The sequence below is a fragment of the Fictibacillus sp. S7 genome (assembly GCF_004127935.1).
GTDB classification, from domain to species: Bacteria; Bacillota; Bacilli; order Bacillales; family Fictibacillaceae; genus Fictibacillus_C; species Fictibacillus_C enclensis.
The window spans coordinates 894,334-907,859 of sequence record NZ_QJKL01000001.1 but is presented as its reverse complement, the minus strand read 5'-3'; the positions used below and the strand labels follow the sequence as shown (position 1 = coordinate 907,859).

Annotated in this window: 12 protein-coding genes; 11 read left to right on the top strand and 1 reads right to left on the bottom strand. The window is 43.3% G+C overall.

Annotated elements, in window-relative coordinates:
* Nucleotides 1-6: 6 nt before the first annotated feature.
* The 5 genes from rarD to DMO16_RS04570 all read left to right on the top strand — a co-directional run bounded on the left by rarD (nucleotide 7) and on the right by DMO16_RS04570 (nucleotide 7,352).
* A complete protein-coding gene (rarD, locus tag DMO16_RS04590; protein ID WP_129475673.1) occupies nucleotides 7-939 on the top strand; it encodes an EamA family transporter RarD in 933 nt (310 codons plus the stop codon).
* A gap of 315 nt (nucleotides 940-1,254) precedes the next feature.
* Nucleotides 1,255-4,134 (top strand): 2-oxoglutarate dehydrogenase E1 component, encoded by a 2,880-nt coding sequence (locus DMO16_RS04585; protein WP_129475671.1) that lies wholly within the window; start codon nucleotides 1,255-1,257, stop codon nucleotides 4,132-4,134.
* The gene (gene odhB / locus DMO16_RS04580; protein WP_061971627.1) at nucleotides 4,127-5,416 is read left to right on the top strand and encodes a 2-oxoglutarate dehydrogenase complex dihydrolipoyllysine-residue succinyltransferase; all 1,290 of its coding nucleotides are present in this window, start codon (nucleotides 4,127-4,129) and stop codon (nucleotides 5,414-5,416) included. The genes DMO16_RS04585 and odhB overlap by 8 nt, the downstream gene beginning before the upstream one ends.
* Nucleotides 5,417-5,534: 118 nt before the next feature.
* Nucleotides 5,535-5,780 (top strand): DUF2584 domain-containing protein, encoded by a 246-nt coding sequence (locus DMO16_RS04575; RefSeq protein ID WP_061970009.1) that lies wholly within the window; start codon nucleotides 5,535-5,537, stop codon nucleotides 5,778-5,780.
* A 105-nt stretch (nucleotides 5,781-5,885) separates the two neighbouring features.
* Complete coding sequence (locus DMO16_RS04570) at nucleotides 5,886-7,352, top strand: UDP-N-acetylmuramoyl-L-alanyl-D-glutamate--2,6-diaminopimelate ligase (RefSeq protein WP_164988855.1); 1,467 nt, start codon at nucleotides 5,886-5,888, stop codon at nucleotides 7,350-7,352.
* Between the two features lie 24 nt (nucleotides 7,353-7,376).
* Here the strand turns inward: DMO16_RS04570 and DMO16_RS04565 are convergent, their stop codons facing one another.
* Nucleotides 7,377-8,432, bottom strand: coding sequence for a DctP family TRAP transporter solute-binding subunit (locus DMO16_RS04565; protein WP_129475667.1), 1,056 nt, complete (start codon nucleotides 8,430-8,432; stop codon nucleotides 7,377-7,379).
* Between the two features lie 123 nt (nucleotides 8,433-8,555).
* On the opposite strand from DMO16_RS04565, the gene DMO16_RS04560 reads away from it, so the two are divergent.
* The 6 genes from DMO16_RS04560 to DMO16_RS04535 all read left to right on the top strand — a co-directional run bounded on the left by DMO16_RS04560 (nucleotide 8,556) and on the right by DMO16_RS04535 (nucleotide 13,513).
* The gene (locus DMO16_RS04560; protein WP_129475665.1) at nucleotides 8,556-10,139 is read left to right on the top strand and encodes an ATP-binding protein; all 1,584 of its coding nucleotides are present in this window, start codon (nucleotides 8,556-8,558) and stop codon (nucleotides 10,137-10,139) included.
* A 12-nt stretch (nucleotides 10,140-10,151) separates the two neighbouring features.
* On the top strand, nucleotides 10,152-10,844 hold the full coding sequence (locus DMO16_RS04555) for a response regulator (protein WP_129475663.1): 693 nt from the start codon (nucleotides 10,152-10,154) through the stop codon (nucleotides 10,842-10,844).
* Between the two features lie 128 nt (nucleotides 10,845-10,972).
* Nucleotides 10,973-12,244, top strand: coding sequence for a C4-dicarboxylate transporter DctP (gene dctP, locus DMO16_RS04550; protein ID WP_129475661.1), 1,272 nt, complete (start codon nucleotides 10,973-10,975; stop codon nucleotides 12,242-12,244).
* Nucleotides 12,245-12,545: 301 nt separating this feature from the next.
* Nucleotides 12,546-12,689, top strand: coding sequence for a 3-methyladenine DNA glycosylase (locus DMO16_RS04545; protein WP_129475659.1), 144 nt, complete (start codon nucleotides 12,546-12,548; stop codon nucleotides 12,687-12,689).
* Nucleotides 12,690-12,794: 105 nt separating this feature from the next.
* Entirely contained in the window at nucleotides 12,795-13,001 is a 207-nt protein-coding gene (locus DMO16_RS04540) for a DUF6501 family protein (protein WP_061970023.1), read from the top strand.
* Nucleotides 13,002-13,195: 194 nt separating this feature from the next.
* Complete coding sequence (locus DMO16_RS04535; protein ID WP_129475656.1) at nucleotides 13,196-13,513, top strand: hypothetical protein; 318 nt, start codon at nucleotides 13,196-13,198, stop codon at nucleotides 13,511-13,513.
* Nucleotides 13,514-13,526: the final 13 nt, after the last annotated feature.

Below are 13,526 nucleotides of genomic sequence, written 5' to 3'. Positions count from 1 at the left end.
ACTGCCATGAGAAGTCAAAATGAACAAACTGTCGGCATCTGGTACGCTGCACTTTCTTATTTGATGTGGGGATTTTTGCCGCTATACTGGAAACCGCTGCAATCCGCTGGTTCAGGTGATGTTTTGGCCCACCGCATCATTTGGTCTTTTATATTTATGCTGCTGATCATTCTGGTCATGAAAAAAACCTCGGCATTTGTGGGAAATTTGCGGAGCCTGTTTCTTGATAAAAAACATTTCTTTGCCGTGCTGGCTTCTTCGCTGCTGATCAGTGCCAACTGGCTGATTTACATTTGGGCTGTCAACTCCAACCACGTCGTTGAAGCGAGCCTTGGGTATTATATTAATCCGCTGATCAGCGTTCTTTTGGGTATCATCGTTTTAAAAGAAAAATTGAATGCATGGCAGGTGGCCTCTTTTGTTGTTGCCCTGGCCGGCGTTGGCCTTTTGACGTTTCAGTATGGGAGATTCCCATGGGTTGCATTATCGCTTGCATTAAGCTTTGGCTTATACGGGCTGGCCAAAAAGGTAGGAAGCTTCGATTCTATTATTGGACTGACGTATGAAACGATGTTTGTAACGCCTCTGGCGCTTGCCTATATCGTTTTCGCGCAGCAAAGGGGTACAGAAGCCTTCGCCGCCCAAAACAGCACAGTGACCCTGTTACTAATGGGAGCGGGGGTCGTCACGGCGATTCCATTGCTTTGCTTTGCCCAGGGAGCGAAACGCATCTCTCTTTCCATGATCGGGTTTCTGCAATATATAGCTCCTACGATCATGCTTATTTTGGGCGTTTTCTTGTATCATGAGGATTTTTCGAAGACGCGTCTGTTTTCTTTTTTCCTGATTTGGCTGGCACTAATTATCTTTTCATTTTCCAAAACAAGGTGGCTGGCCCGCTTACAGCCTAAAAATAAGCAGAAAACATACGGAATATGACAATTTTCGGCCGGAATTCGTAACTTCCGGTCATTTTTCTTGTAACTTTACTTTTGACCTATGCTCAGACTGTGCTAAAATAACCATGAAAACGTTTAATACAGAAGTTCGACATATACCTTCGCTTTAATGCAAAAGAGAGAAATTTACCGAGATTTGTAAAAAATCGTTTTGTTGTTGTACATTCAGGGGATGTAATTCAATGAAGTTAGGTTTGCTTTTGCGATTAAAAACAGGCATTTTGAGAACTTCTAGTCGTTCTCCTAGTAAAGATGTTAAAATTTGCAATTATAATGCAGCAGGGGGTATCAACCGATGAGTACAAACCGTCCAAGCCAGGATTCTCCTTGGCAGGGATTCTACGGACCGAACCTTGGTTATGTCATTGAACTGTTTGAGCAGTATTCAGCTGATCCCAGTTCAGTTGATGAGGAACTAAGAAAACAGTTTGAAGAGTGGGGTCCGCCACCATCTTCTGATGAAGCAAATCAAGAATCTGCCAACTTTCAACAAGCACAAAGCGGAACATCCATCAGCAAAATCGTGGCAGCTTCAAAACTCGCTGAGAATATCCGTGTTTACGGACATTTAGCAGCTGAAATTCATCCCCTTGAAGAAGTGTCTAAAGACATTAAACTGCTTGATCCATCCCATTATGGGCTAAGTGAGGCGGACTTGAAAACGATTCCAGCCTCTTTGATTTGGGCGGAAGCACCAAGAGACGTTCAAAATGGCCTGGAAGCCATCCAGCGTTTGAAGGATATCTATACAAAGTCCATGGCATACGAATTCAGCCATGTGCATGTAGAGGAAGAACAAACCTGGTTAAATAATATGGTGGAATCAGGATATATTTATCCTGATATGACAAATGAAGAAAAGATTGAATTATTACAGCGCCTGACTGAAGTGGAAGGCTTTGAAAAGTTTTTGCACAAAACATTTGTAGGGCAAAAACGTTTCTCCATTGAAGGATTGGATATTCTTGTGCCAATGCTTGATGATATGATTCATCAAAGCGTGAAAGGCGGCACCAGCAACATCATGATCGGTATGGCTCACCGCGGCCGGCTGAATGTGCTTGCCCATACTTTAGGCAAGCCGTACGAGAAGATTTTTGCAGAATTCCATCATTCGCCGAACAAGGAGCTTATTCCTTCTGAAGGTTCCAGAGGCATTAACTTTGGCTGGACAGGAGACGTTAAATACCACCTTGGTGCAGACCGCTCCATCGAGGAATCCAGCACAGCAAGAGCAACACTTACATTGGCAAATAACCCATCCCACCTTGAATTTGTTAATCCGGTGGTTTGCGGATATACACGAGCCGCTCAAGAGGTGCGTACAGAGCCAGGCTATCCAAAGCAGGACGTAAATAAATCATTTGCGATTTCCATTCATGGGGATGCGGCTTTTCCTGGTGAGGGAATCGTTGCTGAAACCCTGAACCTCAGCAGGCTCAGAGGGTATCAGACAGGCGGTTCGGTTCATATCATCGCCAACAACATGATTGGTTTTACAACCGAGAGTGCGGATTCGCGTTCTACGAAATATTCAAGTGACCTGGCAAAAGGATTCGAAATTCCGATTGTTCACGTGAACGCTGATGATCCGATTGCGTGTATCGCAGCCGTAACGCTCGCTTATCAATACCGTATGCGGTTCCAAAAAGACTTCCTGATTGATCTGATTGGATACAGACGTTTTGGTCACAACGAAATGGATGATCCAGCTGTTACCCAGCCGGAAAAATACGAAAAAGTAAACAACCATCCTACCGTCCGCGCCCTGTTCGCCAAGCAATTGGAAGCAGATGGCGTTATTCCTGAAGGAAAAGGCGACGAGATGGATAATGAAGTACAACAAAAACTTCAGGCGGAATATGAAAAAGTAAAAGGCGTTTCAAAAGACGGAGAAGTAAAAGATGTGGAGGTTCCTGAGTCCATTGTAAAAGGAATCCCGGCAGTGGATACTTCTGTTGCTTTAGATCAATTGAAAGAGATCAACCAGGCCCTTCTTGAACGTCCGGAAGGATTCACCGTTTATCCTAAACTGGAGAGAATTCTGGCGAGACGAGGAAATGCATTGGATGAAGGCAACAAAGTCGATTGGGCTTTGGCTGAAACCCTTGCGTTTGCATCCATCCTGAGTGACGGAACACCTATCCGCATTACCGGCCAGGATTCTGAACGTGGAACGTTTGCCCAGCGTCACCTTGTCTTGCATGACAGCAAAAACGGCAAGCTGTTTTCACCACTTCACTATATCCCGCAGGTGAAAGCGTCATTCGGCATTCATAACAGTCCGCTTTCTGAAGCATCTGTTGTTGGATTTGAGTACGGTTATAACGTGTTTGCTCCAGAAACGCTTGTTCTTTGGGAAGCACAATATGGTGACTTCGCAAATGCGGCGCAAGTTTTATTCGACCAATTTGTCTCTGCAGGACGAGCTAAATGGGGTCAAAAGTCAGGACTCGTTCTTCTTCTGCCACATGGTTACGAAGGACAAGGGCCAGAGCACTCCAGCGGCCGTATTGAACGTTTCCTTCAATTGGCTGCAGAAAACAACTGGACTGTAGCGAATCTTTCAAGCGCTGCACAGTATTTCCACATTCTTCGCCGCCAGGCTGCTATTCTTGGAAAGGATGAGGTTCGACCGCTGGTTATTATGACACCGAAGAGCCTGCTCAGAAATCCAAGAACATCTTCTCCTGGAGAGCTCCTTGGCACTGGACAATTTAATCCAGTTGTTGAACAAGAAGGACTTGGAAAGAACACGGATAAGGTAAAACGAATCGTGCTGTCTACGGGGAAAGTGGCAATCGACCTTGCTACAGAAGCAGATGGAAAAACGGAAAAGCTGGATCATCTACATGTTTTACGTGTTGAGCAGCTGTATCCGTTCCCTAAAAATGAAATCAAGGCCATTTTTGATCGCTACCCTCATCTTGAGGAAGTCGCTTGGGTACAGGAAGAGCCGAAAAACATGGGGTCTTGGGCTTACATTGAGTCCAAATTGCGTGCCCTTGCACCGGCTGGCGCTACTGTTAATTACATTGGACGCCCTGACCGGTCCAGCCCTTCAGGCGGAGATCCTGATATCCATAAAAAAGAACAAGAACGTATCGTGACAGTTGCATTACGAGCGGAGCAAGTAAAACCGATAACTCAAGAGGGAGGCAATGAACGTGATTGAAATTAAAGTACCAGAATTAGCAGAATCCATCTCAGAAGGAACAATCGCACAATGGCTGAAAAATGTTGGTGACAACGTAAAGAAGGGCGATAACATCGTCGAGCTTGAAACGGATAAAGTCAATATTGAAATCAGCGCTGACTATGATGGTATTATCCAGGAAGTTCTTCGTGAAGAAGGCGATACCGTTGAAGTGGGAGACGTTATTGCTGTATTGAAAGAAAATGGAGAAGCTGGCGGTGAAGCAACACAAGCTCCCGAAGCTGCTGAAAGCAAAGAGGAAGCAAAACAGCCTGCAGTTGAACCTATTGGAACTGCACAGGAAAAGCAGCCGCAAGAAACCCAGCCAGCTGAAGAGCGAAAAGAAACAGATCGTCCATTGGCATCTCCGGCAGCACGCAAGCTTGCTCGTGAGCTTGGCATTGACCTTTCCAAGGTTGAAGCACGTGACCCGCTTGGACGCGTACGCCCTGAAGATGTAAAAGCAGCATCCGAAAAAGCTGCCCAGCCGGAACAAAAACCAGCAAAGGCACCTGAGAAGAAACCGGCAAGTGCTCCTAAAACTGCGGATGTACCAGGAAAACCGGTAGAACGCATGAAGCTTTCCCGCCGTCGTCAAACGATTGCTAAGCGACTGGTTGAAGTTCAGCAAACTGCTGCAATGCTAACCACGTTTAACGAAGTAGACATGACTGCGATCAACGACATCCGTAAACGCAGAAAAGACGCTTTCCTGCAGCAGAACGATGTAAAGCTGGGCTATATGTCTTTCTTTACAAAAGCGGTTGTCGGCGCATTGAAGCAGTTCCCGCTTCTTAACGCTGAAATCCAGGGAGATGAAGTGCTTCTTAAGAAGTTCTATGACATCGGAATCGCAGTTGGTGCTGAAGAAGGGCTTGTAGTACCAGTTGTACGTGATGCTGACAAGCTTTCTTTTGCCGGTATTGAAAAAGAAATTCTTTCTCTTGGTAAAAAAGCAAGAGACAACAAATTGACGCTTTCCGAGCTTCAAGGCGGTACGTTTACGATCACCAACGGCGGAATCTTTGGTTCCCTAATGTCCACTCCGATTTTGAATGCCCCACAAGTTGGTATTCTAGGAATGCACGGCATTAAATTACGTCCTGTAGCCATTGACGCAGAACGTATGGAAAACCGTCCAATGATGTATATTGCTCTTTCTTATGATCACCGTATCGTTGATGGACGTGAGGCAGTAAGCTTCCTTGCAAAAGTAAAAGAAATGCTCGAAGATCCTGAATCACTATTGCTTCAGGGCTGATTTGATGACGCTGGGGGAAAGGTTTCCCTGGCGTTTTTTATTTGCAAAAATGTAGGCAAAAGAATGCTCCCGCATTACAATAGGATAGAGAAAATAAAAAACAAAGGGGTTGTATCCTATGGGCATGCCGATGGAATTGAACACAATGATCGTGACAAAGAATAAAGAAATTCGGTTGAAATCATCAAACCTATACACACTGACAAAAGAAGGCTACCGACTTTACCCGCTGGATATTCCGCTGGAAATTCGCAAAACAAAAGAAACCAAGCCAGTAGCGATTGCAAAAATCAATGAAATGACTTGGAAGAACGGCAAAACAGAGCTTACTTATGAACTGCTTGACTTGAATACGGTAAATTAATAAATCAAAAATCGAAATATGTCGAATGGAAGTACGATAAAATCCCCCTTTTAGCGAAATGATATGTATAGAGCTCAATCTACAGTAAAAGGGGAGCACGCAAGCATGAAATTGGACGAACTGCTAAAAGTAATAACCATCACTGACCGTGTGAATCATCTTCCTTCCGTATCAATCAACGCTATTCAATTTAATTCAAAAAAAATCCGTCCTGGAGACCTGTTTGTAGCGATTAAGGGATTTGCAACAGACGGCCATCAGTACATCCAGCAAGCGATAGATAAAGGGGCTGTTGCCGTTGTCGGTGAACTGCCACCGACCCGGTTGGATGTCCCGTACTACCAGACACCCGACTCAAGAAAAGCACTGGCACACCTTGCAAGTCAGTATTATGGGCATCCCTATCAAAATCATGTAATGATTGGAATCACTGGGACGAACGGTAAAACAACCACTGCTTATTTGTTAAAGCACATGATTGAAAAAGCAGGGAAAACTTGCTCTTTGATCGGAACGGTTCATAACATCATAAATAATGAAAGGATTCAATCAAAAAATACCACACCTGATCCTCTCGAATTGCAAGCCCTCCTTGCCGAGAGCCGTGACGAAGTTGTGATTATGGAAGTATCCTCACATGGCATTGCACAGCAGCGTGTGGAAGGGATACTGTTTGATTATGCGCTTTTTACCAATCTTGGGCATGACCATTTGGATTATCATGATAGTCTTGAGGAATATTTCAATGTGAAATCCAGACTATTTAAACAACTAAAGAAAAATGGTGCTGCTGTCATTGCTTCCCATAATGAATGGGGAAGAAAGCTCAAACATCAAATTGAAGCAACGGAACATGACGTCTATACATTTGGCTCAGATGATCGTGATGATATGAAACTCATCCATGTATGTACAGAATACTTCCCATTAATTAAATTAAAACAAGAATCACTGGAATATATTTTTCAAATACCTCTTCCGGGACTTCATAATGTTTGGAATACAATCGGCGCGCTGCTGACCGTTTCAAAAATGAATCTTTCACTTGAAAAGGTGATTGCTTCATTGGATAAGTTCCCCGGTGTACCAGGCCGGTTTGAAACATACAGCCACACTTCAGGTGCTACATTTATCGTGGATTATGCCCATACAAAGGATGCTATAGAGTATTGTTATCAAACCGCCAAACGAGAAAATGCAGAGCGGATCGTCCATATATTAGGTTTCAGGGGGAACCGGGATGTGACCAAGCGGAGTGAAATAGTTTCCCTTTGTTCCTCTGTTTGCGACCAGCTTATACTTACCTTTGATGACTTGAATAGGGTTCCTGAGGAAAAAATGATCAGTGACCTGGAACGTTTGAAAGAAAACGATGCGAAAGACAATGCCATTGTTATCCCTGACCGTACCAAAGCCATAGAATATGCATGGAAAGAAGCCAGAGCAGGAGATTGGGTTTTTGTTACAGGAAAGGGCCAGGAAACCTACAAACAAAAATTCCAGCTTCCCGCTTCCAACGATAAAGAAACCATTCAGTTTTTGCAGCAGGAACAGCTTGCGCTTCCATATTAAAACGCCTCTGTGAGAGGCGTTTTTTTACTGGTATTTATACTGAAGATGCTCAATATCATGAATTAGTTTTTTTCCTGCAGCAGGTTCATACTGCTGATAAAGGGGCTTCAGTTTTTTTATCCACCTCTTCTTCTCTTCTGCATTCAGTGTATGAATCTCTATATCGGATTCTTCTTTAATTGAGTTCAGCTGTTTTTTATTCATGGAAATGTAATGCTTCTGATTCCAGGCTACCGTTTCCTTAATCGCGTCCTGAATAATGGTTTGTACATTTCGTGGCAGCGAGTTCCAGTAATCGTTGTTGATCAGGATGGCATACCCGAGAAATCCATGATTACTGATGGTCATGTAATTTTGCACCTTATAATATTTTTTGGAATAGATATTGGAAATTGTATTTTCTTCTCCATCCACTTCTCCGGATTCCAAACTTCTGTATGTTTCATTAAAATCCATCGGAACGCTTTGGCTGCCAAGAAGATTGAACTGTTTCTTCAGGACCGAGCTCGACATGATCCTGAATTTCCGATCCTTAAAATCATCAGTCGAGATGATCGCATGGTCTTTGTTGGTGATCTGCTTTAACCCGTTCACCCAGAACCCCAGTCCTTTAATGTTATGGCTGTTGAGCGAAGATAGCAGCGTTCTTCCGATTGTTCCGTCCAATCCTTCATTGATCGCAGCTTCAGATGGGAATGCAAACGGAAGATCAAGAGCCTGCCATTTGGGCGATATGCTTCCGAGCTTTGAGGTGGCAGGAGCAATCATCTGTACGTCTCCTTCCTGAAGAGCATGAAGTTCCTCTTTGTCCGAATAAAGGCTGCCATTTGGAAAAACCTCTACCTTCACTTTATGGTTTGATTTTTGGTCTACAAGTTCGGCGAATTTTCGGGCTGCCAGTCCCTTTGGTGTATTTTCTGCCACCACATGACTGAATTTTATGACAATCTGCTCTTTAATTCCTTCCTGGTCATCATCGGATACCAGCTTTCGCTCTGAAAAATCAAAATGAAAACCTATATAAAATGAAAGCAGCAGGCCAGTGATAAGAAATAAGGCGATTCCTAAAAATGTTTTCATGCTATTCTTTTCTCCACGTCCTTTAATTTTCCATCAAGGCTTTTAATCCTCTTTACAGTCTAGCATATCTTTAAAACCATGATACAATGTTCTGTAGAATTTAAGGAAGGAAGACAGACAGTCATGAATGTTCTAAAATTGCCCATCCGATGGAAAATTATTTTTCTCTCTTTTGGAATCGTTCTCTTTTCCCTCTTGATCGGTGGAATTATAATCACCGGCAAAATCGTTGATATGAGAGAAGAGGAGCTGGGAAAGCGGGGGATGATTACTGCCAGGACGGTTGCCCAACTGCCAGAGGTACAAAAACAGATTCAGAAAAAGAACGGCGCGGCAGTGATCAATCCCATCGTGGAAAACATCCGGGTGATCAATAACACGGATTATATTGTTGTTTTAAACATGGAGGGCATCCGCTACTCCCATCCGGTTCAAAGCCTGATCGGCACATCGTCTTCAGGTAAGGATGAAGGCCCTGCATTTGCAGATCATACCTATCTTTCCAAAGCGAAAGGAGATCTTGGAATTGCTGTCCGGGCTTTTATGCCAATAAAAAATAATAAGCTCGAACAGGTTGGTGTTGTGATCGTCGGCAACATTCTTCCCGGTTATCTTGAAATTTTACAGGGATTGAAAGCACAAATTGCATTGATTATGTTCCTGACCCTTTTATTTGGACTTTTGGGTTCCTGGATGCTTGCACGGCATATTAAACAGCAAATGTTTGAACTCGAGCCCCATCAGATCGTACGCATGTATGAAGAAAGCACCGCTGCATTTCATGCCATGCATGAAGGGGTAATCGCCATTGATATGAATGAGAAGATCACTATATTTAATGAAAGGGCAAAAGACATCTTTGATGTGACCGGCCATTCTCTGGGAAAGCCGATCCGGAGTGTTATTCCCGATACCCGTTTGCCTGAGATTATTGAATACGGGAAAGCGGTGTTTAATCAAGAAATCAATGTGAGCGGAAACATCATCATAAGCAACCGGATTCCCATTAAAGTGGACAAATCGGTGATAGGAGCGGTAGCAATTTTCCAGGACCGGACAGAAGTGGCGAAAATGGCGGAAGAGCTGACCGGGGTTAAAGCCTTTGTTGAAGCCCTTCGCATTCAAAATCATGAACACTTGAACAAATTGCATACGATTGCCGGGCTTATTCAGCTGGATAAAAAAAAACAGGCGCTGCAGTATGTGTTTGACATCACGAAACAACAGGAAAGCTTGACACGGCTGATTACAAAAAATATCCGGAACGACAGTATTGCCGGATTGCTGTTAAGCAAAGTGAGCAGAGGGAAAGAACTGAAAATCGAGGTCATCATTGACAGTCAAAGCCATCTGCAGCATCTTCCACCTCACCTGAATGAGCATGATTTTGTCATCATCCTCGGAAACCTGATTGAAAACTCATTTTACGCCCTGAATGAGTCCGATACTTCACTGAAAAAAATCGACGTTAGTATTGAACAGGATCATGAAGTATGCGCGTTGCTTGTTGAAGACAACGGACCTGGCATTCCAGAGGAACTCCTTCCCGATATCTTTGTAAAAGGAATCACGACGAAAGGAGAAGAGGGACTCGGGATTGGGCTTTATCTGGTGAAGGATATCGTGAACAAGGGGAAAGGAGAGATTTCTCTTTCTACATTCCCAGGCGGCGGAACCAGCTTTTATATCACATTTCCAATGAAATAAAGGAGCATTGCGATGAAAGAAAATAGCATTGACGTATTGTTAATAGAGGATGACCCCATGGTTTTGGAAATTAACAGAGCATTTATTGAAAAGGTTTCTGGCTTCAAGGTGACGGGAATGGCCGCAAACGGAGCGGAAGGGTTAAAAAAGATCAAGAAACTGCAGCCCGATCTCGTCGTTCTTGACATCTATATGCCGAAGCAGGACGGCATTCATACCATCCACGAGATTCGAAAACAAAAATCAAAGGTAGATGTTATCGTAATTTCCGCGGCAAATGACCGGCAGACCATACAAACCATGCTGCAGCAGGGAGCGGTGGATTATATCATTAAGCCGTTTAAATTTGAGAGAATCCAGCAAGCGCTTGAACGGTATAAGGAATACAGGCTGCAGCTAAATACGCAAGGAGAAATGTCACAGAAAGAGGTCGATGCTTTGCTGTCGGTAGCGACCATTTCCGCACGGAAACAAGAGGAGATACCAAAAGGGCTGAGCCAAAATACACTCATGCAGATTATCGGTTTTTTGAAAGACCAATCGGGAGGGAAATCATCAGAAGAAGTAGCAGAAGGAGTCGGCATTGCCCGGGTAACCGCACGAAGGTATCTTGAATACCTGGAGAAAACCGGGGAAATTAAGCTGGACGTCCAATATGGAGGGGTGGGCAGGCCAATCAACCGGTATTTAATGAAAAACAGGTAGAAATAAACAGAGGAAGACCAAAAAGACCAAAAAGGACAATATCACCTAAATATTCACTAAATTTTCAGACAGCGTTATCATCGTTTTATCGGTGATAACGCTTTCAGTTTTTCATAAGGAGGAAAACCATGAAACCATTATTCAAAAACCTGACCTTCCAAGTCATAATTGCCATTATTCTTGGTATTACAGTAGGGCTTCTCTGGCCGGATGCCGGTAAGCAAATGAAACCGCTCGGTGATACATTTATCAATGCGGTAAAAATGGTGATTGCCCCGATTATCTTTCTTACCATTGTATTAGGGATTGCGAAAATGGGGGACATGAAAAAAGTAGGAAAAGTCGGAGGAAAGGCTTTTATCTATTTTGAAGTAGTAACGACGTTTGCTCTGGTGATCGGCCTTATTGTTGTTAACATTATTAAGCCTGGGGCAGGACTGGACTTTGATAAGCTGCAAAAAGGGGATGTTTCTCAGTTCACATCCGAAGGCGGAGAAGGCGGTATCAACTGGATCGACTTTTTCACCCATATCGTTCCGAGCAACATGGTTGATGCGTTTGCCAAAGGTGATATCCTGCAGGTTCTCTTCTTTTCCATTTTGTTTGGAGTGGGGTTAACAGCCTTAAGAGACAAAGGGAAGCCTGTTATTGAGTTCTTTGATAAACTGCTTACGATTTTCTTTAATGTAGTGGGCTACATTATGAAAGCGGCACCTATTGGCGCTTTTGGCGCGATGGCATTTACGATCGGCAATTTCGGACTTGCTTCTCTTCTGCCGCTTGGAAAATTGATGATTTCGGTGTACACCACCATGTTCCTGTTCGTTGTTGTGGTATTGAATATTATTTGTAAAATGTACGGCTTTAGCTTGTGGAAATACCTGAGATACATTAAAGATGAAATCCTGATCGTTCTTGGAACAAGTTCATCTGAATCGGTGCTTCCGCGCATGATGAATAAAATGGAGAAATTCGGCTGCTCAAAATCCGTTGTGGGTCTTGTCATTCCAACCGGTTATTCGTTTAACCTGGATGGAACCTCCATCTACCTTTCCATGGCTGTTGTTTTTCTGGCTCAAGTATTCAATGTGGATTTAAGCTTGACCCAGCAATTAACTATTATTGCCGTTCTGATGCTTACATCCAAAGGAGCTGCTGCTGTAACAGGAGGAGGTTTTATTGTCCTTGCTTCCACACTTTCCGCCATGCAGGTTATTCCTGTTGAAGGGCTCGCATTGCTGCTTGGTGTTGACCGCTTTATGAGTGAAGCCCGTGCGATTGTGAATTTGATCGGAAATGGGATTGCTACGATTGTGGTTTCCAAAAGTGAGAAAGAGTTTGATGAGAAACAGAGCGAACGCGCAGTACTTGATCTCGAAGCTGCAAGTAAAACCGCATAATAAAAAAAGCGCCCTCCCGGCGCTTTTTTTGTTTTCTGTCTTCGGTGATTTTCCTCAACTTTTTTAGCGGTTTTGTTCGTCCGCCAGACGATTTTTGTTTGCTGAATCGTCTGTAGGCTTCTGGTTGCTCTGTACTTTCTTTTCATATTCAAGAAGACCTTCTTTGTTATTATTTGAATAGCCATGATGAATCAGCTCCTTCTTTTTTGATGTACAGTTTGTTTCCCTGCTGCAGAAGATTAAAACCGTTTAAATCATGATAAAAAGGGTACAGTATTTCTATCGACAGGGAGGGATGGACATGACTGAAAACAAGAACCCATCAAATAATGAGTCTGTAGAACAAAAAGAGAAGGAAACGAGACATCAGGATATTGATCCACAGCGCGATCCTGATAAATCTGAAAAAAGGAAAGAAGACAAAAATCCTGATGATTTCGAATAGAAAAGCCTGAAACGCATCAGGCTTTTCTTTTTGTTTGCTTTCTTCACTTTAAAAACAGAGGATATTCCATTAAAATAATAGGTGACCAGATAAGGAGGGACCAAAATGATTCATCAAGCATGGAATAACAAAGAAACCGTTAAAAAAGTAAAATGTGTACATACGAACGCTGGGAAGTATATGGTTAACCGTGTGCTCACAGAAGGAAAAACGTATGAAGTGAAAAACGAAACTGACGAATTTTATTTCGTATTGGACAATTCCGGCAAAATTGGCGGTTTTTATAAAGATTATTTTCAAGAGGTGCAATGAGCGGAGTGCTCATTGCTTTTTTGTTTGCTATTAAAAATTTCCGGTGAAGGATAAAATGATGGATTCGTGGATTTATGCCTTCTTTACGACAGGTTACGTGATTTTGCTGTTGATGGGGTTTTACCGGACCAACCAAACCGAGTGCAAAACGCTCATTTATCGCATTCACTGTACTGCTGATTGTGCTGGAAATCGTGACGGAAACAAAGGACGTAAAATTGAAAGTGGAAGAAAAATTTGGTGCACTACGCTACGTGAATGCCGAATCTGGCGGCCCGCCGCTCATGGTGTTCATTACTATTATCCCATTGCTGGCTGCGGGTTTCTATATTTTAAAGCAGCAGCATTGGATCTGGATGCTTGCAGGGGCGGCTATCATGACGGCAGGAAACCCCATTCCTCTGGAGTTGAACAGCACGGCTGTAACCAATGCGTCCGAGCTTATTCTGCTGATTAGTCTTTGGGCAACCAAATTTTATCTTGATCAAAAGCGAAGAGGTGTTGAAGTATAAAAAGGAAGCCATG

Bases quoted from the DNA above. Each gene is read 5' to 3' on its own strand.
- DMO16_RS04585 (WP_129475671.1), top strand. From the start codon at position 1,255: ATGAGTACAAACCGTCCAAGCCAGGATTCTCCTTGGCAGGGATTCTAC.
- DMO16_RS04540 (WP_061970023.1), top strand. From the start codon at position 12,795: ATGATTCATCAAGCATGGAATAACAAAGAAACCGTTAAAAAAGTAAAA.
- rarD (WP_129475673.1), top strand. From the start codon at position 7: ATGAGAAGTCAAAATGAACAAACTGTCGGCATCTGGTACGCTGCACTT.
- DMO16_RS04565 (WP_129475667.1), bottom strand. From the start codon at position 8,432: ATGAAAACATTTTTAGGAATCGCCTTATTTCTTATCACTGGCCTGCTG.
- DMO16_RS04555 (WP_129475663.1), top strand. From the start codon at position 10,152: ATGAAAGAAAATAGCATTGACGTATTGTTAATAGAGGATGACCCCATG.
- dctP (WP_129475661.1), top strand. From the start codon at position 10,973: ATGAAACCATTATTCAAAAACCTGACCTTCCAAGTCATAATTGCCATT.
- DMO16_RS04570 (WP_164988855.1), top strand. From the start codon at position 5,886: ATGAAATTGGACGAACTGCTAAAAGTAATAACCATCACTGACCGTGTG.
- DMO16_RS04545 (WP_129475659.1), top strand. From the start codon at position 12,546: ATGACTGAAAACAAGAACCCATCAAATAATGAGTCTGTAGAACAAAAA.
- DMO16_RS04575 (WP_061970009.1), top strand. From the start codon at position 5,535: ATGGGCATGCCGATGGAATTGAACACAATGATCGTGACAAAGAATAAA.
- DMO16_RS04560 (WP_129475665.1), top strand. From the start codon at position 8,556: ATGAATGTTCTAAAATTGCCCATCCGATGGAAAATTATTTTTCTCTCT.